The following is a 23,930-nucleotide window of genomic DNA, read 5'->3' as shown; positions in this document are numbered from 1 at the left end:
GGTCGAGTCGTTTGTGCCGAGCCGAGGAGCGGTATGGCTTTCTACGTGCCGGGAGTGCAGTCGTAGACCTCGCCATAGCGTTTTTGGGCGATGCGCATGAGCTCGATCAAGTCCTTGATCGCATCCCGGCCTTTGGCGAACCGAGCCAGGTAGATAGTGATCAGTTGCTCTTTGCCATCGCATCGGAACTTTGCAGCAACTCGATACGGCTGGTCGGCGAAAGCTGAATTCGGCAGATATGCGGCCAGGCCGTCACCGAGGTCGGCAGGGAGCGTGACTCCGCCGTGCTGGCTGTAGACCTTACGCCTGTCATCGAGAACGAAATCCAGTTGTTCTCGAGGCATCCCCTCACCCTCCTGCATCCACCGCACCTCCAGCGGCCGAGGAGTTGTATCCGGCGCCCAGCAGTCGCCGTCCTGCCGACTGCCGTCCGTTTTCTCTGCGAGAGGGCCGGTCACACCGCTGACCAGACGAAATGCCTGCTCAGGAATGAGCTTGCAGACATATGGCGCGGAATCCACAACCGGCTGGGGAACCGAGGCCGGTGTGGAGACGACGTCAGTCTGCGGGGTGCAGGCCGCGGAAAGCACCGCGAGAGTAGCCAGAGCGACAGGAAGACAAGCATGCCTCATTTGCCATCTCCGGAGGAGGAGGAGATATCAAGGTCGAGATAGTCGTTCACATCACTGGTTGTGCGGAAGGTGGTCCTGAAGCTATTGAGCAGCTCGTTGCTTCCTCCGGATTCGCGAGCCCACGCGAGGAACTGGCTGTATTCCTGCGGAGTCATCTCGGCGAAGGGCTTGATTCTGGGCGGATTTCCGGTGGCGAATGACTGCTTTTTCACGCCAAATCCGTCAAGCATCCCCGTGTTCAGCATGGCCGTGGCGAACATCTGCTCCGACAACCTCTCCACCGCCAGCCGATTGTCCGCCAGCGTCCTGTGCGTCTTGTCCAAGCTCCGCCTCTGCTCGAACATCCGCTGGGCGACCTGTTTGGCCATCTCGTCATACCCTGCTCCGGCGAATTTGTCGTACCCCTTGCCGAGCATCTCGCCGAAGGCCCTCTTTCCCAGCTCGCCCACCTGCTTGGATCCCGGTACCGGGAGCAGCCCGATCGCGTTGCCCACCATGTTCTTCAGCGCCTCGTCCGCCTTCTTGTCGTCCAGCCCCTGGGCGATCAGCACCTGGCGGCGGATCTCCACGAGGTAACCGAAGGGACGTGCCTCCGCCACGGCCCGGTCCTTTAGGAACTGAATGACGTCGGTCTTGTCGACCCGTCCATCTTCATCAAGGTCGTACTTCTTGACGTCGGCCTTCGTGAAACCGAGTCGCTCGGCGTTGACGGCGGTGAGACCGACTGGAGGCACCGTCCCGAACGCTGCCCGCGTGTGTTCGGTCTGCGCTCTTATCAGTGCCTCGAACGCACCGTCGTTGGCGGTGGCCAGCACCAGAGCCCAGGACATGTCCTTGGCCGCGACGTTGCTGAAGCTCCCCTGGTTGAGGAGGATATGGGAGATCTGATCGATATTGGCAGCGATCGCGCGGCCCAGGGGGTAGCTCAGGGGCGCGTAACGATCGAAAATGTCCCTCTTCGTGATCTCCAGATTTCCATCGCCGGCTTTTCCGAAGGCGCCGCGCACCTCATCGGAGAGAATCTTGATCATCTCGGCGGCCAGCTTCTTGGAGGTCGCGTCCTGGCCGGTCGTCGCGGTCATCAGCATGTCACTGATCGGCTTGTAGTCGCACAGATAGCGGGAAGCGCTCCACCTGGTCGTCAGCAGGTAGTCCAGCACGGACTCCTTCCACCCCGCCGGAGTGTGGTCAAGGAGTGCGTGGGACGCTTCCCGGTTGGACTTCGCCGCATGGAACAGGTCCTCCATCACCGATGATTGGCTCTTCACGCATGGACCGCCCATCTGCGCTTCCGGCCTCAGCATGGTGCCGAGGCCGAGCGCGCCGGCCAGGTCGACGATGGGGAGCTGAACTCCCCCGAACCTGCCGCCCAGCGGATCCTTGATCGCCGCCCATTCGTCCTTGCGCTGCTCGTACTCGTAGACGATCACGTCGCGTCCGACGACCTCTATGAACTCCTTCGAGTACGGCGGCTTGCCGTCGTGAGCACGCCAGATGAGCGCCTGGGCCTGGTAGCCCGAATACTTCGTGCCACCGGCCCTGTGCAGGGCCCGGCCCTCCTTGACCAGGCCCTTGAGGAAGTCGTCGCCCACGTACGCGGGATCTTTCGGATTGGTCCCTTTGGCCAGAGCCGCGCTCAGCATGCGCAGGGCCTTCTTGCCGTGGCTGGAGAGCTGGGCCATGCGAGCGGAGTCCCCATGGGCCCTGGCGTCGCGCAACTGCATGGCGAGCGAGCCGGGCAGCCGCGTCAGGCCCCGAGCACCCAGCGCGCCGAGGAACGCCTTGACGAACTCCGCGTCGCCGGTCCGCGATACGTACTTCTCCAGCTCGGCCCCCGCTTGGGCATCTCCGTCCGCGGCCTTCACCGCAGCACGAGCCGCCAGGGTCCCGTCCAGCAACCCCTTTGCCGCATCCAGGCTGTCAGGCATCTCCAAGAAGCTCCCGGCGGGCGTGCTGCTGCCGAAGGTGATCTTCTGTCGCTGCAGCTCGTGGATCAGTTTCTGCCGCCGCCGCAGGTCCTCGGCTTGTGTGGTGACCCGCCCGGCCAACTGCCGCAGCCGCGCCGCCGGAGAAGTGTCGAGCCCGGCGCTCTGCAGCTCGCTGTGCAGGGCCTGCGCCAGCTCGTCCAGTCGCCTGGCGGCCTCGGCGTGCTTGCTCGCCATCGTGTCGAATTCGGGTTGCTTGACCCCAGTGAAGCCCGTCATGGCGTGTCCTGGAGCGATGCCAGCTTCCGGTTCGCGCTGTGCACGGCATGCCTGAGCATGTCGCGCAGCTCCCGCTGATCGGCATGGACCTGAGCGTCGAACCTGGTGCCCGTCGGTCCCACCCACGTGTCGTTCTCCATCAGGCGGCAGGAGGGATCGAGCGCCCACCAGTGCTCGTCCGACAGCCACTGGATCCGCTGCGCCACGGCACGCATCGCATCGCGATCGAGGTCAGCCACGATGATCCCCTTGTTACGGCTCGCTGCACCAGAACAGATCAGGAGCGGCGTCTCCCAGGTGTTCACACGTTAATCAACATCACGTCAACAGAACAAGCTTAAACGCAGTGAAAGGTATAGCGCGTTCGAGATTTGTTCGAGAATGGGGGTGTTTTGCCGGAATAGACACGGCTCCGGTTCCCTTCAAGGGGGAGAGGTGTGCAGAGTCGACGTTACGGTCCAGTAGAGATGTGATCTTCCGTCAGTTTTATTGGTTGGTAATTGACCGGGGCCTATGGATCTGTTCCTTCAGTGAAAATGAAACCCGGCGGACGCTCGTTGAACATCAACTGAAACAGTCGGGGCAGGACCTGGACCAGATGGTTGAGGGGTGCACCATCGCGCACGGGAAGATCCTCGCCACCCATTGCGGCGGGAGGTCAATGGACGTCTGTCAAGGCCGACGACGGCATCGAGCAGACCAAAGCGATACGCCGGGAAGCTGCTGGTGCCCTTTCGCCTCCCGACGAACGGGCTCAAGATCCAGCAGATCGACCTCGGCACGGGGTTTCATCGCGGAGATCGATGCCTATCCTTCGCCGGATGGCTGTGGCGGAAGTGCGCGGTCAGCAGGCGCGGGCCAAGTCACGCTCGGACATCCTCCGGGCGCTGAAGGGCTTGGGGATGAGTGCGCTGTAGCCCCCTGAGGACATTCCTACTGAATGCGGCATTCAATGGTCGACTCTGAACAGACGGTCAGCGGAACTGCTGGCCGTGGAGTCTTTCCCCAAGTCTATGAGAAAGCCCCGCACGGGGGTGGGGCACATTCCTCGTGGTGTGGCCGGTGTGGATTAGTCGAACTCGCCGGCTTTTACGCCGCCGACGAAGGCGCTCCATTCACCTGGGGTGAAGACCAGCGCCGGTCCGGTCGGGTTCTTGCTGTCGCGGACGCCTCGGCGTCCGCCGGAGAGTTCGGCGACCTCAACGCAGTTGCCGCCGTCCGGTCCCGAGCGGGTGGATTTGCGCCACGTGGCTGTGTTGAGTTCTCGGTTCAGCTCGTCCATCGCTGCAGCGTCTCCTTGATCAGTTCTAGGGATTCGCGTTGGGGCAGTGCGTCGGAGCGAATCGCCTCATATCTGTATGTTAGGACGCTGACGTCCTCAGGTCGCTCTGTTACTCGGCTCATGATCCCAGCGGATTCAACATACGCCGTGTCGAAGACTCCATGAGCTTGCGCGATGGCGAATCCACCGGCAAGACCGGTCGTGGAGTAGGCCTTGAGGGGGAGAACTTGGATCGTGATCCGGGGGGCTTGGCCCGCTTCGAGAAGGCGGGCGAGCTGCGCCGACATCGCGGCGGGGCTACCGATCGGGCGATGTAGGACCGCCTCATCGATCACGATCCACAACAAAGGTGGTTTGGGGCGCCTAAGAATGCTCTGGCGTTCCATGCGGGCGATCACCTGCTCCTCGACCTGTTCAGGAGTCGCGCCGACATCGCCGCTCAGCACGGCTCTGGCGTAGTCCTCGGTCTGGAGCAGGCCGGGTACGACGAGCGGTTCCCAGGTTCGGATCGCCTCCGCCGTGGCCTCCACGTCGAGCCAAGGCCGGAACCACGGCGGGGCCGATGCGTGACTGACCATCGGCCAGAGCCGCATCAGCGCCCCCTCCGCCTCCAGCGCCTCGTCGCACAGGCGGGCGAACTCCTCTGTCGGTGACCGCCTGGCCGTCTCGATCATGCTGATCGTGCCGACGGAGTAGGACACCTCCTTCGACAGACGGAGCTGGGACCAGCCTCGGGCTTTGCGGTGTCGCCGCAGCTCGAAGCCAAAGAGCGCGGTCGGCGAGTCAGCCGGGCATAGCTCGCTTTCCTTCGGCACCTGACCTCCCGGGGGATCGCCACCGTTTCAACGAAGGTTTCACTGGAACGGTTGATGTCATATCGAAGTCAATTGACTACCCACTGTAGCTAAATCTTGAGATGGTGGAAAGGCAGATTGAGGCCGACTTCTTCGAGTGGGTGAAGACATGAAAGCAGCGAGCCCGGAGCCGAGGGTCATCGGCTCGATCCATGTGGCGGGCATTCGCGAGTCCGTCTCGCACGCACGTTCCGAGGTCCGCAGGTGGCTGGGAGACGACCACCCCTCCGTCGACGATGTCGTGCTGGCCGCGTCCGAGCTTCTGACGAACGCGCTCCGGCACTCCAATGCCAGGCCGTACGACCTCATCGGCCTCACCATCGCCGTGGCAGAGGGGATGGTCTACGTGGAGGTACGTGACCCCGGTTCCACGTTCACCGCGCCCCACATCCGCCAGGAGCCGGAGGCGGAAGACGGCCGCGGACTGCTGATCATCAGTGAGATCTCCCAGGACTGGGGAGTCCGGGAGCACGGCTGCGGGCTTGGCCGTACCGTCTGGTGCGCCATCCCGGCCGTCCCTCCTTCCCCTGGCCTATCCGCTCCCGAACCGGTCTCGGATCGGCTGGCGGACGCGGTCCTGGCTAAACGTGCGGGCAGTGCTGCCGCCCCTTGACTGCATATGAGATCGGAACCATCGCATCGACCACAGAAGCCTGCGCCGCCTTCAGATGCTGGTCACATGTGTAACAGCGGCTCCACTCCGCTCCGGCCGGACCGCGGCAGACGTAGCAGACGCTGGCGCGGATATGAGCGGGTTGCGTAGGTAGTGAGCTTGCAGAGAGACGCGCTGCCGCACTACGTCCCAGGGGTCAGTTGCTCCAGGCAAGGGCGGAGATTTCCGGAAGAGAGCCGGGGTCTGTGTTGAGTTCCGCGATCAATCTTTCCACGACCATGAGCAATTCACGCAGACTGGAAACGACGTGAACGCCAGGCTTCTTGGCGTATTCGCGCGCCCAGTCATGCTCCAGCAGTTGCTCCGGCATCACCACCGGGCGACCATGCTCCAGAGCCGACCGAGCCTGAATCCTCGCCCCGCTCTTCCACGGCGCCTCCACGACCACCGTGGCCGCCGCGTAGCCGCTCATCACGGCGTTCCGCATGGGGAAGTTCCGCTGGTTGGGAGGGGCGTCTGGCCAGAACTGGCTGATCATCAGGCCGTCCTGGCTGATTCGCTCCTGCAGGCCGCGATTCTCCGCCGGGTAGAACTTGTTGATCCCCGTCCCGATGACCGCCACTGTCCGGCCACCCGCTTCGAGTGCCGCCCGGTGCGCAGCCGTGTCGATCCCCTTGGCCAGCCCGCTGACCACGGTCACACCATTCAGCGCGAGATCCCTCGCCACCGCCAAGGCGATTCGGAGGCCCTGCTCACTGGCCTGCCGAGTGCCGACTACGGCGATCGCCCGGTGATCGGCCGCCAGCCGCCCCCGGGAAAAGAGGATCGGCGGCATCTGGTGAATGCTGCGGAGCTGGCTCGGGTAATGCTCATCGAGACAGGTGTGCACGCCGACGCCTGCCGCCTCCCAATGCGCCAGCGCCTTTCCGGCCTCCGCGATCGCTGACTCCATCGGGTCGGCTTCCTCGAAGAGCGCTTCTTGGGCCCTCATCTCGGCGGCAAGCACGGCCACCGCGCTTCCTTGCTCCAGGACGGACAGGCTGATATCGGCCCATCTCGCGCCGGGACGCTGGAGCAGCACCACGAGCGCAGCACGTTCACGCAGCTCCGTTGGCATGCCAGCGATGTTATCCATGCGAGGTCCACGATATCCCGCGACATTCGGAAACGTGAACAGTTCGAATAAGGGTCATCGGAGAGCGGCCTGACAACATCGAGCAAGGGGACGACGGACGCGCTGCGGCCCTCTGCGGTCAGAACCGCAGCTCAGCCCAGTCGATGTTGAGAGGTAGTGGATTGGTGATCGAGGGGGTGGGATCGGCTTCCTTCATCAGCGTTCCCACATGCTTGTAGAGCATCGAGGCGAGGTCTAGCCGGTAGCGTTCGATGGTGGACACGCCGGCCTGGTCCAGACGGACGATCCAGTAGTGAGGGATGCCCGCCTTGGCGTATTCGCCCAGCTTGTCGGTTGTGTCCTGGGTTTCCGAGCCGGGTGACACGATCTCGACGACAAGTAGCGCATGCTCCGCGCGTAGTCTCTCGCCGCGCTCCCGATCCAGGCACCTGTACATCACGACGTCGGGGCGGCGGTTGAGCAGCGGCACGTCTCGCAGGCGCAGATCGACGTCGTTGTTGACAGTGACGCACTCGTGCCCGCGACTCATCGCCTGCCTGGCGTGGCGCTCCAGGAGGTTGGCCAGCCGTCTGCCGGCAGTTTGATGATCAGGCGTTGGAGCTTCGCAGTAGACGACATACCCGTCCACGATCTCGATTGACCTGGCGATCTCTTCTGGCAGTTGCTCGTACTCCTCGGCGGTGACGCGGCTTGGCTGAGGACGGATGCTGTGGAGCCAGCTGTCTTCCGGCAAGGCAGTCATCGGCAACTCCTCAATCGCGTGGCGGCAAGGACAGCTTACGGAAACCGCTAGTGGGCTGCGGCATCGGTGGTCGCATGTGTCGAGCCCGTTTAGTGAACGTTGCGTTTCTATGTAATGAATCCTATGCTCCTTAGAGAACGATTCGTTCTCTAAGGAGCGGTGTCCATGCGCCTCACGCTGTCGGGTCTGATACTGGCGATGCTGCTGGGCGCGCTCGATCAGACGATCATGGCGCCCGCGCTGCCCGCCGTGGCGGGGAGCCTTGGCGGGCTCGACCAGATGCCCGCCGTGATCAGCGCCTACCTCGTCGCCGCCACCGTCGTCATGCCCGTCTACGGCAAGCTCGGCGACAGGTACGGCCGCAAGCCCACCATGCAGGTCGCCATCGTCGTGTTCGTCACCGGCGCCGTGCTGTGCGCGGTGGCCACATCGATGCCGCAGTTCATCGCCTTCCGCGCGATCCAGGGCCTGGGCGGCGGCGGGCTCATGATCGGCGCACAGGCGATCATCGGAGAGGTCGTGAGCCCCCGTGAGCGGGGCCGCTACCTCGGCTTCATCGGCGCCGCCTACGTCGTGGCCGCCGTGGGCGGGCCGCTGATCGGCGGGCTCTTCATCGACGGGCCGGGCTGGCGGTGGATCTTCGCCATCTACCCGCCGCTCGGCCTGCTGGCTCTGATCGTGCTGAGCGTCACGCTGCACCTGCCGAGGCCGCAGTCGCGGGCGCCGCTCGACGTCGCGGGCGCCCTCACGCTGGCCGTCGCCGTCGTGGGCGTGGTCATGGTGGGCCAGACCAGGAACCCCGCCTTCCTGCTGGTGGCCGCCGCCGGGCTGGTGGCGTGGCTGGTCAGCGCTCGCTTCGCCAAGGACCCGATCCTCCCGCTGCGGCTGTTCCGCGACCGGGCCTTCGCGGTGCCCGTGTCGATCAGCCTGCTCATCGGGTTCGCGCTGTTCGGGACGATCACCTACATGCCCGCGTACCTGCAGATCGCGCTGCGCTCCAGCGCGACGCAGGCGGGGCTGCTGGTGACCGCGCTCATGGGCGGCGTGCTCCTCACCACGATCGTGTCCGGGCGGCTGATCACCCGGACCGGGGTGTACAAGCCGTACCCCGTCGCCGGCACCGCCGCGGCCGCGATCGGGCTCGGGCTGATCGCGCTCGCGGGGGACTCGCCGATCGCGCTCGCGGGTGCGATGCTGCTGACCGGGCTCGGGGTCGGGCTGGTCATGCAGGTCATGGTGCTGGCCGCGCAGAACGCCGTCGAGTACGCCGACCTCGGCACCGCCACCTCGTCGGTCACGTTCCTGCGCCAGATCGGCGCGTCGGCCGGGGTCGCGCTGGTGGGAGCGCTGATCACCTTGAGGACCGGGATCGCCTCCACAGGGTCGTCCGACCTGCCCGACGGCGTCCGTGACGCGTTCGCCGAGGCCGTGCCCCCGATCTTCGCCGCCATGGCGCCGCTGCTGGCCGTGGCCTTCGTCCTCGCGCTGGTCCTGCCGGCGCGCCCGCTGCGTACCAAAGCCTATGTCGAGGAGACCACGTGAAGCTCGTCGCACCCCTGAACAGCTTCGGCCGCGGCGACCTGGTGCTGGCGGGAGGCAAGGGCGCCAACCTGGGCGAGCTCGTCAAGAACGGCTTCCCCGTCCCCGGCGGCTTCGTCGTCACCACGCACGCCTTCGACCTCGTCGCCCAGGGCCACACCTCGCGGGCGTACTTCGAGCAGATCGAGCTCCCCGGCGAGCTGCGGCAGGCGATCGCCGACGCCTACGCCGCGCTCGGAGCGGGCCCGGTGGCGGTGCGGTCCAGCGCCACTGCCGAGGACCTGCCGGGGGCCGCGTTCGCCGGCCAGCAGGACACCTACCTGAACGTCGTCGGCGAGGAGGCCCTGCTCGACGCGGTACGCCGCTGCTGGGGCTCGCTCTGGACCGACCGCGCCGTCGCCTACCGCGCCCGGCTCGCCATCCACGACTCCGAGGTCAGCATCGCGGTGGTCGTGCAGAGCATGGTCGAGGCGGACACGGCGGGCGTCATGTTCACCGCGAACCCGGTCAGCGGCGACCGCACCCACCTCGTGATCGACGCCAGCAGCGGCCTGGGTGAGGCCGTCGTGTCCGGCCTGGTCACGCCCGACCACTACGTCGTCGACGCCGCGGGCGGGGTGGACTTCACGCCCGGCCGCCGCGAGGTGGTCATCCGGGGCATGGCCGGCGGTGGTGTCGCCCGGGAGACCGGCGCCGCCGTGGAGCGGCTGCCCGACGCGGTGGTCCAGGAGCTGGCCGCCCTGGGCAGGCGGGTCGCCGGCCACTTCGGGCGCCCGCAGGACATCGAGTGGGCCTATGCGGGCGGCCGGGTGCACCTGTTGCAGGCCCGGCCCATGACCGCGCTGCCGCCGCCCCCGGTCGGCAGGCTCAACCCGATCCAGCGCCGCCTCGCCGGCGTGCTGCTCGAATACCTGCCCGTGCGGCCGTACCCGATCGACACGACGACCTGGCTGCCATACGGCCCGGCCGGGTTGATGGGCAAGGTGACCGGCGCCTTCGGCCTCCGCCGTGGGTTCGAGGGGTTCCTGCGCGAGGAGGACGGCGTCGTCTACGCCCTCATACCGCCGAAGCCGCACCCATCGATCGGGGTGCTCGCCGCGCCGTTCCGCATCGTGACCAAGGCCAGGCGGTACGACCCGGCCCGCTGGACCGAGGACCGGCGCTTCCTCGACTACCTCGCGGCGGTCCGGCAGCTGGCCGCCCGCGACCTGGCCGCGATGCCGTGGCCCGAGCTGATCCGCGTGCCCCGGCAGGCGCTCGCCCTGGTGGCGCCGGTGGCCGGCCTGCGCATCGACTACCTGCCGGGCACCGGGCTCGCGCTGCTGCGCCTGCTGCTGGCGCTCAAGCTGCTGCGCCGCGGCAAGCTCTTCGGCGGCCTGATGTTCGGCGCGGTCACCCGCACCACCGAGGCCAACCAGGCGCTGACGCGGCTGGCCGAGCTGGCCAGGCGCACCGGCGCGCTCGACGCCGACCCGCCGCCCGCCGAGTTCCGGGCCGCGTTCGAGGAGTTCATGGCCGAGTACGGCCACCGCGAGACCGCCAGCCCCATCCTCGTCACGCCGCCCACGTGGTCGGACGATCCGGAGACCGTCCTCGGGCTGATCAGGGTGCTGGCCGCCGAGCCGCCCCCGCGGAAAGAGGGCGACGACGCGCTGGAACGCCTGCTCGCCCACCCGCTCCTGCGCTCCCCGCGCCGCCGCGCCAGGATGCGGCGCTGGGTCGAGGCCGCCCGCGCGGGCACGGCCTTCCGCGAGGACAGCCACTTCTCCTTCACGATGCCGCAGCCCATCCTCCGCAGATCGCTGGTCGAGCTGGGGCGGCGGTTGCGCGACGCGGGTGTGCTCGACCGGCCCGAGGACGTCTTCCACCTGCGGCTGGAGGAGCTGGAGTCGATCGGCGACGCGTCCACGCTGCCGGGCGCGGACCGGGATCGGCTGCGCGAGGTCGCCCGGGCGCGGGCGGTCAAGCGCGAGGAGCTGGCCGGCGTGCGGCTCATCGATCACGCCGCGGTCTTCCCCGCCCGCGAGATGGGCGACGCGCTCGTCGCCGGATCGCCCGCCGCCGGCGGCGTCGCGACCGGGCCGGTCAAGGTGATCAGGGAGCCGGCCGAGTTCGGCAAGCTCGACGGCGGCGACGTGCTCGTCTGCCCCTACACGAACCCCTCGTGGACGCCGCTGTTCCAGCAGGCCGCGGCCGTGGTCGTGGACAGCGGCGGCGCCGCGTCGCACGCGGCGATCGTGGCCAGGGAGTACGGCATCCCGGCCGTCATGGGCACCGGCACCGGCACGTCCGTGCTCGAGGACGGCCGTCTCGTCACCGTGGACGGCGACACCGGCACGGTCACGTCGGCTGCCTAGGATGCATGCCATGGTCACCGACCACCGCAAACTGCCGCGCCGCCGGGGCGAGGCGCTCAGCGCCGCCATCTACCAGGCCACGCTCGACGAGCTGGCCGAGAGCGGCTACGCCGGGCTGACCATGGAACGCGTGGCCGAGCGGGCCAGGGCCAGCAAGGCGTCGCTCTACCGGCGCTGGCCGACCCGCATCGAGCTGGTGATGGAGGCGGTCCGCAACACGCTGCTCCTCCCCGGATCCGTGCCCGACACCGGCAACCTGCGCGACGACCTGGTGGCCCTGCTGGGCCACGTCAGGCAGGCCCTGTCGGGGCCCGCCGGCGAGGCGCTGCGCGGGCTGCTGGGCGAGGCGCTCAGCAGCGGGTCCCCGCTGAACTCCATGCGCAGGACCTCCCAGGGCATGGGCAGGAAGACGATGGAGGAGGTCGTCCAGCGTGCCGTCGAGCGCGGCGAGGTCGACCCGGAGGCCGTCACCCCGCGTCGCCTCGACGCCGGGCACGCGCTGCTGCGCCACCACTTCCTCTTCAACGGCCCGCCCATCCCGGACGAGCTCGTCGTCCAGATCGTGGACGAGGTCCTCGTACCGCTGCTGACCCGCGGCTGAGCCCCCCTGTACGGCTTGCGCCGCTCGTCACCGAGCAAGCCCCATCATCGCGGCCATGAGCCGCATCGAGTGGTCGAAGGCGGTGCGGCGGTCCTCGATCGCGTTGTTGAACTGGCCGAACAGCTCGAAGCTGACCCAGCCGTACACGGCGGTCCACCCCGTCACGCCGCGGAAGATCACGTCGTCAGGAACGTCGGGGATGAAGGCGCGGACGGTGTCGGCATCCGCGTGGAGCGAGGGCGGGGGAGGGGGAGCCGGCTGTGCCGGGGTGAGGGCCGCGGCATGGTGGGCCTCCGACAGAATGTGCCCGAGCACGATCGTGTCGCGCACGGCCGCAGGGATGGTGTCCTGCGGCGCCTGGTAGCCCGGCACGGGCGAGCCGTACAGCAGGGCGTACTCATGCGGGTGTGCCAGGGCCCAGTCGCGCACGGCGTGACAGACGGCCAGCCACCGGCCCAGGAAGTCCTCCCGGGGGCAGCCGGCGTCGGCCTGCTCCACGGTCTCCCCGAGCGCGTTGTAGGCGTCGATGATCAACGCGGTGAGCAGGTCATCGCGGCTGGCGAAATATCGGTAGATGGCCGAGGAGACCATGCCCATCTCCCGCGCCACGGCACGCAGCGACAGGCCGCCGGCGCCCTCGGTGGCGAGCTGACGGCGCGCGATGTCAGTAATCTCTCTGGTGAGTTCCGCCCTGACCCGTTCTCTGGCGGTACGGCTGGCTGTCATGCACAGCAGGTTACCAGAGCACTGCGAAGAAACGAGAGCACCGCTCTTGACGAATCGTGCTCTTTTGAGAGAGCATTGCTCTCGTAAGCGAACGGCAGTCACCTCCCGGAGGCCCCAATGCTCCACTTTGCCAAGAACGCCAACAGTCTTCTGATGTTCCTCCTGGAGCTCGGCGTGCTGGTCTCCGTGGCGTACTGGGGCTTCACGCTGAGCCCCAACTGGGGCGTCAAGCTGCTGGCCGGGCTCGGCGGCCCGGCGCTGTTCGTGGCCGCGTGGGCGCTGTTCGGAGCGGGCGGCGGTGTGAACGCCACGTTCCCGCTCACCGGCCTGGCCCGCGCCGCACTGGAGATCCTCTGGTTCGGCGGCGGCGCGCTGGCGCTCTACGCCTCCGGCCTGGCCACCTCCGCCGTCGTCTTCTACGCGCTCTTCATTCTCAATGCGGTCCTCCGCATCGTCTGGAAGCAGGTTTGATCATGGGTAAGCACATCGTCGTGGGTTCCGGCCAGGTCGGCACCCACGTGGCCACCAAGCTCGTCGCCCAGGGGTACGAGGTCACCGTCGTGACCCGCTCGGGCCGCGGCCCCGCCGGGACGATCAAGGTCGCTGCCGACGTGGCCGACAAGGCCCGGCTCATCGAGGTCGCCAAGGGGGCCGACGTCCTCTACAACTGCGTCAACCCGCAGTACCACCGCTGGCTCACCGACTGGCCGCCGATGGCCGAGTCGTTCCTGGCCGCCGCCGAGGCGAGCGGCGCCGTCTACGCGATGCTCGGCAACCTCTACCCGTACGGGCCGGTCTCGGTCCCGATGACCGAGGACCTCCCGCTCGCCTCCACCAACCCCAAGGCCCAGGTGCGGACGAAGATGTGGGCCGACGCGCTGGCCGCCCACGAGGCCGGCCGGATCCGGGTGACCGAAGTGCGCGGCTCGGACTACTTCGGGCCCGGCGCCACCGACCAGTCCTACCTGGGCGACCGGTTCATCCCGCCGCTCAAGGCGGGCAAGACCATCCAGCTCATCTTTCCGGCCGACGTGCCGCACAGCTGGACCTACCTGCCCGACGTCGCCGACGCGCTGATCACGGCCGGCCGCGACGAGCGGGCCTGGGGCAGGCCCTGGCACGTGCCCACGGCAGAGCCGCTGACCTTCCGGCAGATGGGGGAGCGGATGGCCGCGCTGCTCGGCCGCCCCGCACCCCGGATGACGCAGCTGCCCTGGCCGGTGCTGCGGGCGGTGGGCCTGTTCTCGCCCATGATCGGCGAGCTGCGGCACACCCGATACCAGTTCACCTCGCCCTACGTGCTCGACTCGGCGGCCTTCCAGCGCACCTTCGGCGTGGCGCCCACGCCGATCGACGAGGCGCTCAAGGCTACGCTCGACGCGTGAAGATAGCCATGATCGGCCTGGGCGACATCGCGGAGAAGGCGTACCTTCCCGTGCTCGCCGCCCAGCCCGCCCTCGACCTGCACCTCTGCACCCGCAACAGCGCCCGTCTCGACCGGCTCGGCGACGCCTACAGGATCGCCGGCCGGTCGGTGAGTGTGGACGAGGTGATCAAGGCGGGGGTCGACGCGGCATTCGTGCACGCCGCCACCGACGCCCACGCGGAGATCGTCGAGTCGCTGCTCAGCGCCGGGATCCACGTCTACGTCGACAAGCCGATCGCGTACACGCTGGAGGAGTCCGAGCGCCTCGTACGGCTGGCGAAGGCCGAGGACAGGTCGCTGATGGTGGGCTTCAACCGGCGCTACGCCCCTGGCTACGCCGCGCTCGCCGCCCTTCCCCGTCACCTCGTCCTGATGGAGAAGAACCGCGACGACCACGCCGAGGACCCCCGCCGGGCGATCTTCGACGACTTCGTCCACGTGGTGGACACGCTCAGGTTCCTGCTACCGGAAACGGCCACCGGCACCACGATCAGGACCCGCGTCAAGGACGGCCTGATCGAGCACATCGTGCTGGAGCTGTCCGGCGAAGGCTGCACCGCCATCGGCGTCATGAACCGGGTGAACGGCGTCAGCGAGGAGTCCTGCGAGGTCATGGGCGACGGCGTCAAGCGCCGCGTGGTCAACCTCGGCGACGTGATCGACTACCGGGGCGGCGAGGTCCTCACCCGACGCCCCGACTGGGTCCCGGTGGCCAGGCAGCGCGGCATCGAGCAGATCTGCCTGGAGTTCCTCGCCGCCGTCCGCGAGGGCCGCCGGATCGGCGCGGAGGACGCCCTGATCACGCACGCCCTCTGTGAGGAGATCGTCAGCCAGGCCGCCTGAGCCGCATCGCCCGGTCGGCCCTGGCGAACATCCGCTGGAAGGGCCCGCCGCCCAGCCTGGTCAGCACGGTGTACCCCTTCGCGTCGCGCAGCGGGCTGGACGACGACACGACGCCCGCCACCGCGCCGCCGTACAGGGCGGGCCCGCCGCTGCCGCCCGCGGTGGCGTGGCAGTTCCGCGTGACCATCAGCCCCGGCCCCCACGAGACGGCCTCGACCGTGTCGCCCAGGCACCGGTGCAGCTGTAGCTCCTGGTACCCCTTGCCCGCCGGGTAGCCGAGCAGTTCGAGTCCGCGCATCATGGTGCCCCTGGCGGTCGGCAGCGGCCGCAGGCCCCGCCCGGTCACGGCCTCCAGCGGGCGCTTGCGGCCTTCCACGCCGACCAGCCCGATGTCGTACGGCAGCAGCTTCGGCGAGAACGGCCGGTTCCGCCACCGCGCCGGCACCCACGCCCGCACGACCGGCCACACCCCCAGCAGCGGCCGTCCCTGGTCGTAGCCGGGCAGGAAGGTGAGGTGCTTGAGCGGCCGGCCCTGGTGATAGAGGCAGTGCGCCGCCGTCAGCACCAGGCTGCGGCTGCGCGAGCCGAGCACCGTGCCCCCGCACATCACGTCCCTCCGCGCGACGGGATCGCGGCCGATCAGCACGCCGGTGAGCCGCCGCGCCCCCGTGTAGGGGCGCGGGACCGGGGCGTAGCCCAGGCGGTCGCCGTGGGGGGTCAGCACGCGGGGAACGGGGATGTTACGTTGCGACACCTCGGCGACGGCGGCTGGATCGAGCAGGACGAGGGACAGCACCAACCTGAGCACCCTCCCACTGTTAGCAGAAGATGATCAGTGCTCTGACCTGCGACATTCGGGTTTACTTAACTTGTGTACTGGGCACCGAGAGCCCGCAGGCGGGCATGCGCGGACTCGTAGACCGCCGTGTCCCCGAGATACACCTTGGGGATCTTGGCGACCATCGTGTAGTTGGTGTCGCACACGTTGCCCACCGGCGCCTGCCCGGCCTGGCTGACCAGCTGGTAGGCGTCGAGCGTGTCCAGCCCGGTCAGCTCCGACGTCCAGGTGACCAGGTCGTGCTGGCTGATCCGGTACGCGTCCTCCAGCGGCCGGGCCGAGCCCGTCGACATCAGGTGCAGGTCGTTCTCCAGCCGAGGCCACGGCGTGGCCACGCCCTTGATCAGCTCCACTGCCACCACCGTGTTCATGGCCGACTCCACGGCCGTGCCGCAGACCTCGCCGTGCCCCTGCAGCCCGTGCCCGTCGCCGATCGAGAACATCCCGCCCTCGACGTTGACGCCCAGGTAGACGGTGACGCCCGCGCGCAGCTCGGGGGTGTCCATGTTCCCGCCGTGCGCGTCGGGGGTGATGGTCATGCGGGCCTCGTTCGCGGCGGGGGCCACACCGACCGTGCCGTGCATCGGGTCGAGCGGCAGCGCCACGCTGAAGTCGCTGTTGCGCGCATGGTAGACGGCCACGCCCTGCTCGAGGTCGATGTCGTAGCGCCAGACCCGCTCCTCCAGCGGCGGCTGGAGCGTGGCCGTGGCATGCGTGCTGGTCAGCGCCCCGAAGTGGGGGAACGTCGTCGACACCGCCCAGTCCCTGGCCGGCGTGATCTTGACGAAGTGCAGCGCCAGCGTGTCGCCCGGCTCGGCGCCCGCCACGTGGAACGGCCCCGTCACGGGATTCAGGTAGGGGAACTCGCACACCCGCGACGGCAGGTCCGCCACGCTCCTGACCAGGCCGCCGAAGCAGTCCTCGGTGTAGAGCTCCAGGATCGTGCCCGGATTGATCTTGCCCACCGGCGGGCGTCCGCCAAAGGTGTAGCTCAGCTCTTCCGGCGCGGGGCGGTAGGACACGACGTTCACTTGACCTCCGTAGGTAGGACGGGTTTGCGGCCGACGGCGTAGGTGATGCCGAGGACGATCAGGCCGACGGCCAGCCAGATGCCACCGACCCACTGGGCGTGGACGTTCTGGTTGTACACGACGGCCACCAGGACGGCGAAGCCGACGACCGGTGCGATCAGGTGCGCCCACCAGTTCCTGCTGCGCTGCCGGATCACGTAGTGGACCACCACGGAGAGGTGCAGCAGCAGGAACGCGGTCATAGCGCCGAAGTTGACCAGCGAGGCCGCGCTCGACCACGCGGTCAGGGCGTGACCGGCTTGCCCCGCCGCACGCCACGGACCTCGACCGGACTGTCACCAGACCCGGCGAACGTTCGTGGTGACCCGCACCAGGTGTTGCGGGCCAGGAGGTCGTTGACGTGCTCGAGGACCGCGCGATCGCGGCTCGCGCTGCGCGGGCTATCGGTAACCCCGCTTGAGCAGGTATTTGGCTCCTGCCTCGAAGCCTTCGGTGCTGAGCAGTTCGAACCCGAAGGCGTCGGCGAGCCGGTTGGTCGTGTTGAAGGCGGCGCAGACCGCCAGCGCGTCCTTGACCTGCTCGGGTGAGACACCGGCGGCCAGCACTTCCCGCATGTCCTCGGCGCCGACCTTTCCCTCCAGGGTCAGCTTGCCGAGCATCCGCAGCGTTGCCCGCAGCGGCCCGTCGACGGGGGCCGATTCCAGATCGGCCAGCACCGCCGCGACCCGTGGCCCGTCCTGGTACGCCTGCCCTGCGGTCGCGGTGTGCGCGCCGACGCAGAACGCGGACTCGTTCACCTTGGACACGTAGGCCGCCATCAGCTCCCGGTCGCCTATCGACCAGCCGGACGGCCCGCGCATCGCCTCGTGGGTGAACTCCTTGGCACGGGCGCCGTAGAAATCGGGCCGGTAGAAGACCAGCTTGGCGGCGTCCGGTACCGGGTGCCCGGAGAACAGCCGGATGAGCGCGAAGAGCAGCTTGGTTCCGGGGCCGTAACCGTGGTTGAGGATGTCAAGTCGCATGATCCGGCCTCTCCTTGACGGTCGCTTCGGCCAGGGCGGCCAGTCCGGCTTCATACAGCCGGGCGGACTGGCCGACCGCAGCGCATATCACCAGCTCGAAAAGCTGGTCCTCGGTGCAGCCGGACGCCTTTGCCGCAGCCAAGTCCTCCTCAGTGACCTGCGCCGGCCTGTCGGCGACCTTGCCGATCAGCGCGTCCAACGGCGGGGAGAGGCCGTCGTTGGTGAAGGCACGCGCTCGCTGCTCGGCAGATGCCCTGCCCTCCCCGTTCAGGACGCGATCCACCAGGGCTCGGTGCGCTGCTCGCTTCTTGTCCTCATCCGGCACGGCGCCCTCCGCCTCCTTTGCAGCCTGGGCTATCTGCCCTCATGTACAAGACGATTGGCGCGCCGCCGAATACGACACGCAGCCGAAGAAAGCCGACCACAGGGATGTACCCGCAGGCCGGGCGGCTCAGTGCGTTCCGAGCCGGTCGGCCAGACCGGACCGCGAGGCGCAAACCCAGGGCTTCAGCCCTGGGTCGTTGACTTCTCTCCGCGCTTCCTGGCGGCCTCCGACCAGATCAGCACCACCAGGCCGGCCAGGGCCACCCCCAGGTAGCCCGGCACGGGCAGGTCCACCAGCCGGTCCAGGAAACCCCACTCGTTGCCGAACCAGACCCGGCCGATGAACCCGCCGAGCCCCTGGATGATCGCGATGACGCAGACGAACCCGATGAGACCTCTCATGTCCCTCACGATCCCAGCGCGGGACCCGCCCCGGCATCGAACCTTGGGCGGGCCCCGTGCTACTTAAGTCGCGGTCAGGGATAGAGCCCGCGCATCTGGTGCGCCTCGGCCACCCGGCCCACGCCGATCACGTGCGCCGCCTGCCTGAGCGTCAGCCCGCGCGCCGCGGCCAGCGACTTGACCTCGGCGAACGCGTTCGCCATGAGGTCGCGCAGCTTGCTCTCGATCTCCCCTGAGCTCCAGGAGTAGGCCTGCATGTTCTGCACCCACTCCAGGTAGGACACGATCACCCCGCCCGCGTTGGCGAGGATGTCGGGCACGACCGTGGTGCCGTTCGCGGCGAGGATCTCGTCGGCCTCGGGCGTGATGGGGCCGTTGGCGCCCTCCACGATCAGCCGGGCGCGGATCCGCGGTGCGTTCGCCTCCGTGATCGCGCCTTCGAGCGCCGCCGGGACCAGGACGTCCACGTCCAGCTCGAACAGGTCCTCGTGGGACAGCGCGTCGGCGTGATGGTAGCCGGACACGCCCCCGGTCTCTGCCGCCCACGTGCGCAGGCGGGCGACGTCGAGGCCGCCGCTCGCGTACACGGCGCCGGTGAGGTCGGAGACGGCCACCACCTTGCAGCCCGCGTCGGCGAGGTACTGCGCGGCCGGCGCGCCCACCTTGCCGAACCCCTGCACGGCCACGGTCACGCCCTCGGGCGGGCGGCCGAGCGCGGCCAGCGTGGTGATCTGCACGCCGCGCGAGGTCGCGCCGGTGCGCCCGAGCGAGCCGCCCAGCGTCATCGGCTTGCCGGTGACCACGCCGGGCACCGAGTAGCCGGCGCTGACGCTGTAGGTGTCCATGATCCAGGCCATGGTCTGCTCGTCGGTGCCGACGTCGGGAGCAGGGATGTCCTTCTCCGGGCCGATCAGCGGCAGGATCTCGTTGACGTAGCGGCGGGTCAGCCGCTCCAGGTCGCGCGTGGTGAGCCCGGCAGGGTCCACGGCCACGCCGCCCTTGGCGCCGCCGTACGGGATGCCGACCAGCGCGCATTTCCAGGTCATCCACATCGCGAGCGCGGTGACCTCGTGGATGTCGGTGGCTGGATGGTAGCGGAGCCCGCCCTTGGCGGGGCCGCGCGAGACGTTGTGCTGGACGCGGAAGCCCTGGACGACGTCCAGGCGCCCGTCCTCGCGCCGCACCGGGACCGAGACGGTCAGCGAGCGGCGGGGCGTGGCCAGCACCGTGCGGAGCCCGTCGTCGAGCCCGAGATGCTCGCTCGCCTGATCGAGTTGATGGAGAGCCGAATCGAGGGCCTGGCGGCCCGGGGTGATCAGGGCCGGCGTCTTTGACGGCACCATGATGCTCATGGAAGAGATTCCTCCTGCTATTTACGCCCTGTTTGCGGGGAAAGCGCCATTGCCTTCCACCTATGGGCGATGTTGTCCGAGATCATCCTAGAGCGGGGCGTTTGACCTTGCCTAGTTGTCGGAAAAAATCCAAGCCGCTTGATCGAGATGCTGTGGACCGTGCCACTCTGGCAGGCTTGCGGACGAGAGCGTGCCGAATCATCGAAATCGGGGGGTTGAATGCCCGCACTCGTGGTGGGGCCGATGCTGCGGTACGTCGACGCCGTGAGCGCCTCGATCTGGGTGGAGACCGCCGAGCCCGGCACGGTCACCGTCGAGGCGGACGGCAGGGCTTACCGGTCGCCTACCTTCACCGTGCACGGTCACCACTACGCGATCGTGGATCTCGTCGAGCTGTCCCAGGATATCGCCTCCTACTCCGTGAAGCTCGGCGGGGAGCAGGTATGGCCCCTGGCGGGTCGCCCCCCGAGCCGGATCCGGCTGCTGCCCGCCGAAGGGGCCCGCCGGCTGGCGTTCGGGTCGTGTCGCACCAGCGTGCCGCACGACGCGGCGCACGCGCGTACGCACGGCGAGGACGTCCTGCGCTCCTACGGCGAGCATCTCGCGCGGGCGGGCGACGAGGAGTGGCCGGACCTGCTGCTGCTCCTCGGCGACCAGGTCTACGCCGACAACCCCTCGCCCGAGATGCTTGCCTACATCCGGGCGCGCAGGAGCACGCCGCCGCAGGGCGAGATCGCCGACTTTGAGGAGTACGCCGAGCTCTATCGCCAGGCGTGGACCGAGCCTGAGATCCGCTGGCTGCTGTCCACCGTGCCGACCGCGATGATCTTCGACGACCATGACGTGCGCGACGACTGGAACACCTCGCAGCCCTGGCGCGAGGAGATGGCCAGGACGAGCTGGTGGGGCCACCGCGTGGTCGCCGGGCTGGGGGCGTACTGGGTCTACCAGCACCTCGGCAACCTCTCGCCCGCCGAGCGCGCCGCCGACCCGCTGCTGCGCACGCTGCTGGACTACGCAGGATCGGACGGGGCAGGGCTCGACGGCGGCGACGCGCTGGACGCCTTCGCCGAGAAGGCCGACGCCGAGCCCGGGAGCAACCGCTGGAGCTACGCCCGCGACCTCGGGCACGCCCGGCTGATCATGGTCGACACCCGGTGCGCCAGGCAGCTCACGCCCGGCAACCGCCGCATGCTCGACCCGGCGGAGTGGGCCTGGCTCGAGGAGCAGGTCGCCGTCCCGGCAGAGCGCCTGATCATCGGCTCGTCGATCCCGTTCATGCTGCCCGAAGGCGTGCACGGCGTGCAGAACTGGAACGAGGCCCTGTGTGACGGAAAGTGGGGCGCGACGGTGCGGCGGTGGTCGGAGAGGTTCCGGCAGGCCATCGACCTGGAGCACTGGGCCGCGTTCCGGCGCTCGTTCGACGACCTGGCCAGGCTGCTGGTGCGGCTCGGCAAGCCGGTGGTGATCCTCTCGGGCGACGTCCACTACTCCTACCTCGCCAAGGCCAACCCGGGGCGGGTCTACCAGGTGGTCTGCTCGCCCATCCGCAACCCGCTCAGCCCTCTGCTGCGCTGGGCCAACGTGTTCACCCAGTTCTCGATCGCCACGCTGGTGGGCGGCCTGCTGGCGCGGCTTGCGGGCATCCCGCGGCCGCCGTTCAGGTGGCGGGTCACCAAGGGCCCGTGGTTCCAGAACGCCCTCGCCACGCTCACCCTCCCCGACCAGGTGACGTGGTACGAGTCGCGCGACGGCACCGTCAAGCCCATCGACTCTGTACACCTGGAGTGAAAATGGTTATCGTCCGTCGCTGTGAATGAAGACCACTACTCTCTCGCCGTGCCCTTCTACGACCTGTGGCACGAGGACGGGCACGTGCCGCTGGTCCGCGAGCTGCTGCCGCCGCTGCTCAAGGGCGTGGCTCGGAGCGTCATCGAGATCGGCGCGGGCACCGGCCTGATCACCAGGCTGATCGCCCGGGAGACGCCTGCGGAGATCTACGCCGTCGAGCCGTCGCTGGGCATGCGCTCCGTCCTGGTCAACCGGCTGGCGGAGGACCCGGAGCTGCTGAGCCGGGTGACCGTGCTGCCGTGCGGGGCGCTGGACGTGGAGGTGGACGAGCCGGTCGAGGCCATCGTGATGGTCTCGGTGCTGCAGAGCTTCTCCTCGCCCGAGCGCGAGGAGCTGTGGCGGGTGCTGGCCAGGCAGCTGGAGCCTGGCGGGCTGCTGGTCTTCAACTGGCGCGAGCGGTCCGCCCGGGTTCCGGGAGAGCTGGAGGTCATGGGGTCCTACCAGGTCGGCAGGCACACGTACGAGATCGCCGGCCAGGTGCTGGAAGTCGCCGGCGAGAGCGTCACCTCACGCTTCGTCTACCGGATCAGGCAGCACGGTGTGGCGATCAGCGAGGACGAAGTGCTCTCCACGAACCACTGGCCGACCGGGGAGCGCCTGGTCGCCGAGCTGGAGGCGGCGGGATTCGCCAGGCAGGACGCCCCCGAGAGCATGGAGACGTGGCGTCTGACGGACTGAGGCGACACCTGCGGAAAGAGTGGGAACCCGAGCTCTGGCGTGCGGGAACGACACCATCAGGCAGCAGGCGGTCAGGCACTCGCCGCGATTACTTGGTGCTCTGGACGATGCGGGTGGCCTCGGCGCGTTCCTTTCCGAGTGCCTGGCGGACCTGGTCGAAGTCGGCGGGGTGCTGTTTCATGGCGGCGGTTTGGAGCTTCTCCTCCGTGCGGTGCCAGACCTCGACGAGGTCCGTCTCCTTCTTGCATTCGACGTCGGCGACCGCGGCGGCCGTTTCGGCTTTCGCCGACCCCGGGTCCTGCCACCGGTCGTCGGCGGCGGCGGCCAAGGGGTCGGCGTACTCTTTCTGGCCGCGGGTGCGCATGCACGACCGCCACTCATCGAGAGCTGATCGGACTTGGAGGTCGTTCATCCGGGTCTTTTCGAAGATCTCCCGCTCCAGGCGCGCCAGAAGGGGCGAATCGGCGCCGTCGACGTAGACGCGGCCCAGGCTCTCCTGGAGGCAGTTGTGTGCCGCCGCTCTCTCCGCCGCGTCGCGGTAGCCACCGCGTGCCCGGTCCGCCCGGTCTCGTTCCTTCTCGGCCGAGGTGAGCGGGGCGCGATAGCCCGTCCGCTTGGCGACCAGGGGTTCTATGACGCCGTAGCGGCGGCGGTTGGGTGCTTCGATCATGGTGACCCCGGGGAGGGCCGGCCGGCTGTACCCCTTCTCCTGGAGGCACTGGCTGGTGAGGACGTCCGCTGCCCGCTCTATGCGTTCGATATCCGTCTCGGTTCGCTTGTAGGCGTCGAACGGCAGGTGAAGCGCCCGTGCTTCGGCGGACGGGTCAATGACGGGCAGCTCGTTTGCTTTCGAGGCGGTCCGGGGGGCGGGAGCCGCGCATGCGGCGCTGGATATCAGCGCCAGCGTCACGCAGCCCCACGCCCATCGTCCAGCGATCACGGTACGTCGCAGGGGACTTTCCTGAACCGGAGGGATTCGACGGTGTTGTCGAAACCGTTGTTGGTGAAGTCGCTGTCGTTGCTGCGCGGCGCCGCGTAGTACCTGACGCCGGTCTGGTTGTCACCGCTGTAGAGGTCGACGCCTGAGTAGGACGCGTTCGCCATCGAGCTCGCCTGGTTCTCGAGAGCGCCCAGGTATTCGCTCTCCTGGGTGGCACACGTGAAATCCTTACGTGTGCCCTGATAGTCGTCGTGTTCCCAGAACGTGATGAGGTTCCTGGCCAAGCTCGCTTCGGCCGGGGTGACGGTGAGCACGGAGAACGACGCGACGAGCGCGAGCCCCGCAACCGCGAGTTTCTTCATCTGCCCTCTTCTATGGATAGGCGAGAACCACCCCCGCCAGGAGATGCTGATCTTGGCAAGATGTCATCACGATTGTCAATCGCTCGCCGATCTTGGGCCTTCTGTCCCCATTGCCGGGGATGACCGCCGCCGGGACGATCGCGCACCGGCTGTCGCTGCCGGTCCCCGTGAACCGG

General features: G+C 68.3%; 26 protein-coding genes. 9 read left to right on the top strand and 17 right to left on the bottom strand.

Translation table 11 applies throughout. The features are described from left to right. Positions 1-41: 41 nt before the first annotated feature. The 5 genes from EJK15_RS09795 to EJK15_RS09775 form a co-directional block, all read right to left on the bottom strand. On the bottom strand, positions 42-590 hold the full coding sequence (locus EJK15_RS09795) for a hypothetical protein (RefSeq protein ID WP_138710061.1): 549 nt from the start codon (positions 588-590) through the stop codon (positions 42-44). Between the two features lie 38 nt (positions 591-628). After that, positions 629-2,680 carry an HIBADH family dehydrogenase gene (locus EJK15_RS09790; RefSeq protein ID WP_138710060.1) on the bottom strand — a complete coding sequence of 684 codons (2,052 nt, stop codon included), beginning with the start codon at positions 2,678-2,680 and terminating at the stop codon, positions 629-631. A gap of 152 nt (positions 2,681-2,832) precedes the next feature. After that, on the bottom strand, positions 2,833-3,141 hold the full coding sequence (locus EJK15_RS09785) for a hypothetical protein (protein WP_138710059.1): 309 nt from the start codon (positions 3,139-3,141) through the stop codon (positions 2,833-2,835). Positions 3,142-3,905: 764 nt separating this feature from the next. After that, on the bottom strand, positions 3,906-4,118 hold the full coding sequence (locus EJK15_RS09780; RefSeq protein ID WP_138710058.1) for a DUF397 domain-containing protein: 213 nt from the start codon (positions 4,116-4,118) through the stop codon (positions 3,906-3,908). After that, positions 4,106-4,933 carry a helix-turn-helix domain-containing protein gene (locus EJK15_RS09775; RefSeq protein WP_138710057.1) on the bottom strand — a complete coding sequence of 276 codons (828 nt, stop codon included), beginning with the start codon at positions 4,931-4,933 and terminating at the stop codon, positions 4,106-4,108. The genes EJK15_RS09780 and EJK15_RS09775 overlap by 13 nt, the downstream gene beginning before the upstream one ends. A gap of 148 nt (positions 4,934-5,081) precedes the next feature. Here EJK15_RS09775 and EJK15_RS09770 point away from each other — a divergent pair, with 148 nt between their 5' ends. Further along, a complete protein-coding gene (locus tag EJK15_RS09770; protein ID WP_138710056.1) occupies positions 5,082-5,585 on the top strand; it encodes an ATP-binding protein in 504 nt (167 codons plus the stop codon). Between the two features lie 196 nt (positions 5,586-5,781). On the opposite strand, the gene EJK15_RS09765 is transcribed toward EJK15_RS09770, so the two are convergent. Next, positions 5,782-6,702, bottom strand: coding sequence for a DNA-processing protein DprA (locus EJK15_RS09765; RefSeq protein ID WP_138710055.1), 921 nt, complete (start codon positions 6,700-6,702; stop codon positions 5,782-5,784). 136 nt (positions 6,703-6,838) lie between these two features. Continuing rightward, complete coding sequence (locus tag EJK15_RS09760) at positions 6,839-7,462, bottom strand: Uma2 family endonuclease (RefSeq protein ID WP_138710054.1); 624 nt, start codon at positions 7,460-7,462, stop codon at positions 6,839-6,841. 165 nt (positions 7,463-7,627) lie between these two features. On the opposite strand from EJK15_RS09760, the gene EJK15_RS09755 reads away from it, so the two are divergent. Genes EJK15_RS09755 through EJK15_RS09745 form a run of 3 tightly spaced genes read left to right on the top strand, consistent with a single transcriptional unit; the run spans position 7,628 to position 11,959 of the window. Continuing rightward, complete coding sequence (locus EJK15_RS09755; protein WP_138710053.1) at positions 7,628-9,004, top strand: MDR family MFS transporter; 1,377 nt, start codon at positions 7,628-7,630, stop codon at positions 9,002-9,004. Then, entirely contained in the window at positions 9,001-11,358 is a 2,358-nt protein-coding gene (locus EJK15_RS09750) for a PEP/pyruvate-binding domain-containing protein (RefSeq protein ID WP_138710052.1), read from the top strand. The genes EJK15_RS09755 and EJK15_RS09750 overlap by 4 nt, the downstream gene beginning before the upstream one ends. Before the next feature lie 10 nt (positions 11,359-11,368). Next, complete coding sequence (locus EJK15_RS09745; protein ID WP_138710051.1) at positions 11,369-11,959, top strand: TetR/AcrR family transcriptional regulator; 591 nt, start codon at positions 11,369-11,371, stop codon at positions 11,957-11,959. 27 nt (positions 11,960-11,986) lie between these two features. Here EJK15_RS09745 and EJK15_RS09740 read toward each other — a convergent pair whose 3' ends face one another. Beyond that, on the bottom strand, positions 11,987-12,685 hold the full coding sequence (locus EJK15_RS09740; protein ID WP_138710050.1) for a TetR/AcrR family transcriptional regulator: 699 nt from the start codon (positions 12,683-12,685) through the stop codon (positions 11,987-11,989). Positions 12,686-12,802: 117 nt separating this feature from the next. On the opposite strand from EJK15_RS09740, the gene EJK15_RS09735 reads away from it, so the two are divergent. Genes EJK15_RS09735 through EJK15_RS09725 form a run of 3 tightly spaced genes read left to right on the top strand, consistent with a single transcriptional unit; the run spans position 12,803 to position 14,954 of the window. Then, on the top strand, positions 12,803-13,156 hold the full coding sequence (locus EJK15_RS09735) for a YrdB family protein (RefSeq protein ID WP_138710049.1): 354 nt from the start codon (positions 12,803-12,805) through the stop codon (positions 13,154-13,156). A gap of 2 nt (positions 13,157-13,158) precedes the next feature. Next, positions 13,159-14,070, top strand: a complete 912-nt coding sequence (locus EJK15_RS09730) for an NAD-dependent epimerase/dehydratase family protein (protein ID WP_138710048.1) — start codon at positions 13,159-13,161, stop codon at positions 14,068-14,070. Further along, on the top strand, positions 14,067-14,954 hold the full coding sequence (locus tag EJK15_RS09725; RefSeq protein WP_138710047.1) for a Gfo/Idh/MocA family protein: 888 nt from the start codon (positions 14,067-14,069) through the stop codon (positions 14,952-14,954). Before EJK15_RS09730 ends, EJK15_RS09725 begins: the two co-directional genes overlap by 4 nt. Here EJK15_RS09725 and EJK15_RS09720 read toward each other — a convergent pair. The 7 genes from EJK15_RS09720 to EJK15_RS09690 form a co-directional block, all read right to left on the bottom strand. After that, positions 14,938-15,762 (bottom strand): trypsin-like serine peptidase, encoded by an 825-nt coding sequence (locus EJK15_RS09720; protein ID WP_138710046.1) that lies wholly within the window; start codon positions 15,760-15,762, stop codon positions 14,938-14,940. The genes EJK15_RS09725 and EJK15_RS09720 overlap by 17 nt on opposite strands. 56 nt (positions 15,763-15,818) lie before the next feature. Further along, positions 15,819-16,823 (bottom strand): acetamidase/formamidase family protein, encoded by a 1,005-nt coding sequence (locus EJK15_RS09715; protein WP_138710045.1) that lies wholly within the window; start codon positions 16,821-16,823, stop codon positions 15,819-15,821. Further along, positions 16,820-17,065 carry a hypothetical protein gene (locus EJK15_RS09710; protein WP_206060748.1) on the bottom strand — a complete coding sequence of 82 codons (246 nt, stop codon included), beginning with the start codon at positions 17,063-17,065 and terminating at the stop codon, positions 16,820-16,822. The genes EJK15_RS09715 and EJK15_RS09710 overlap by 4 nt, the downstream gene beginning before the upstream one ends. 198 nt (positions 17,066-17,263) lie before the next feature. Beyond that, complete coding sequence (locus EJK15_RS09705; protein WP_138710044.1) at positions 17,264-17,845, bottom strand: carboxymuconolactone decarboxylase family protein; 582 nt, start codon at positions 17,843-17,845, stop codon at positions 17,264-17,266. Beyond that, positions 17,835-18,170 (bottom strand): hypothetical protein, encoded by a 336-nt coding sequence (locus EJK15_RS09700; protein WP_138710043.1) that lies wholly within the window; start codon positions 18,168-18,170, stop codon positions 17,835-17,837. Before EJK15_RS09700 ends, EJK15_RS09705 begins: the two co-directional genes overlap by 11 nt. A gap of 182 nt (positions 18,171-18,352) precedes the next feature. Further along, positions 18,353-18,571, bottom strand: a complete 219-nt coding sequence (locus EJK15_RS09695) for a hypothetical protein (protein WP_138710042.1) — start codon at positions 18,569-18,571, stop codon at positions 18,353-18,355. 74 nt (positions 18,572-18,645) lie between these two features. After that, positions 18,646-19,923 carry a Glu/Leu/Phe/Val family dehydrogenase gene (locus tag EJK15_RS09690; RefSeq protein WP_138710041.1) on the bottom strand — a complete coding sequence of 426 codons (1,278 nt, stop codon included), beginning with the start codon at positions 19,921-19,923 and terminating at the stop codon, positions 18,646-18,648. Between the two features lie 219 nt (positions 19,924-20,142). Between EJK15_RS09690 and EJK15_RS09685 the strand changes: the two genes are divergently transcribed. Further along, the gene (locus EJK15_RS09685) at positions 20,143-21,714 is read left to right on the top strand and encodes an alkaline phosphatase D family protein (RefSeq protein WP_171074201.1); all 1,572 of its coding nucleotides are present in this window, start codon (positions 20,143-20,145) and stop codon (positions 21,712-21,714) included. 21 nt (positions 21,715-21,735) lie between these two features. Beyond that, positions 21,736-22,452, top strand: coding sequence for a class I SAM-dependent methyltransferase (locus EJK15_RS09680; RefSeq protein WP_138710040.1), 717 nt, complete (start codon positions 21,736-21,738; stop codon positions 22,450-22,452). 88 nt (positions 22,453-22,540) lie between these two features. Here EJK15_RS09680 and EJK15_RS09675 read toward each other — a convergent pair whose 3' ends face one another. Beyond that, positions 22,541-23,392 (bottom strand): hypothetical protein, encoded by an 852-nt coding sequence (locus EJK15_RS09675; RefSeq protein ID WP_138710039.1) that lies wholly within the window; start codon positions 23,390-23,392, stop codon positions 22,541-22,543. Beyond that, positions 23,389-23,754 (bottom strand): hypothetical protein, encoded by a 366-nt coding sequence (locus EJK15_RS09670; protein ID WP_138710038.1) that lies wholly within the window; start codon positions 23,752-23,754, stop codon positions 23,389-23,391. The genes EJK15_RS09675 and EJK15_RS09670 overlap by 4 nt, the downstream gene beginning before the upstream one ends. Positions 23,755-23,930: the final 176 nt, after the last annotated feature.

This window comes from Nonomuraea basaltis (genome assembly GCF_005893125.1).
GTDB lineage: Bacteria > Actinomycetota > Actinomycetes > Streptosporangiales > Streptosporangiaceae > Nonomuraea > Nonomuraea basaltis.
Note: the sequence above shows the minus strand (reverse complement) of the source record. Positions and strands in the feature narration are given on the sequence as shown.

What these genes read in the sequence shown, in the direction of transcription:
- EJK15_RS09780 (WP_138710058.1), bottom strand. Translation starts at nt 4,118, where the DNA reads ATGGACGAGCTGAACCGAGAACTCAACACAGCCACGTGGCGCAAATCC.
- EJK15_RS09770 (WP_138710056.1), top strand. Translation starts at nt 5,082, where the DNA reads ATGAAAGCAGCGAGCCCGGAGCCGAGGGTCATCGGCTCGATCCATGTG.
- EJK15_RS09765 (WP_138710055.1), bottom strand. Translation starts at nt 6,702, where the DNA reads ATGCCAACGGAGCTGCGTGAACGTGCTGCGCTCGTGGTGCTGCTCCAG.
- EJK15_RS09760 (WP_138710054.1), bottom strand. Translation starts at nt 7,462, where the DNA reads ATGACTGCCTTGCCGGAAGACAGCTGGCTCCACAGCATCCGTCCTCAG.
- EJK15_RS09755 (WP_138710053.1), top strand. Translation starts at nt 7,628, where the DNA reads ATGCGCCTCACGCTGTCGGGTCTGATACTGGCGATGCTGCTGGGCGCG.
- EJK15_RS09745 (WP_138710051.1), top strand. Translation starts at nt 11,369, where the DNA reads ATGGTCACCGACCACCGCAAACTGCCGCGCCGCCGGGGCGAGGCGCTC.
- EJK15_RS09740 (WP_138710050.1), bottom strand. Translation starts at nt 12,685, where the DNA reads ATGACAGCCAGCCGTACCGCCAGAGAACGGGTCAGGGCGGAACTCACC.
- EJK15_RS09735 (WP_138710049.1), top strand. Translation starts at nt 12,803, where the DNA reads ATGCTCCACTTTGCCAAGAACGCCAACAGTCTTCTGATGTTCCTCCTG.
- EJK15_RS09730 (WP_138710048.1), top strand. Translation starts at nt 13,159, where the DNA reads ATGGGTAAGCACATCGTCGTGGGTTCCGGCCAGGTCGGCACCCACGTG.
- EJK15_RS09710 (WP_206060748.1), bottom strand. Translation starts at nt 17,065, where the DNA reads ATGACCGCGTTCCTGCTGCTGCACCTCTCCGTGGTGGTCCACTACGTG.
- EJK15_RS09705 (WP_138710044.1), bottom strand. Translation starts at nt 17,845, where the DNA reads ATGCGACTTGACATCCTCAACCACGGTTACGGCCCCGGAACCAAGCTG.
- EJK15_RS09695 (WP_138710042.1), bottom strand. Translation starts at nt 18,571, where the DNA reads ATGAGAGGTCTCATCGGGTTCGTCTGCGTCATCGCGATCATCCAGGGG.
- EJK15_RS09690 (WP_138710041.1), bottom strand. Translation starts at nt 19,923, where the DNA reads ATGAGCATCATGGTGCCGTCAAAGACGCCGGCCCTGATCACCCCGGGC.
- EJK15_RS09685 (WP_171074201.1), top strand. Translation starts at nt 20,143, where the DNA reads ATGCCCGCACTCGTGGTGGGGCCGATGCTGCGGTACGTCGACGCCGTG.
- EJK15_RS09670 (WP_138710038.1), bottom strand. Translation starts at nt 23,754, where the DNA reads ATGAAGAAACTCGCGGTTGCGGGGCTCGCGCTCGTCGCGTCGTTCTCC.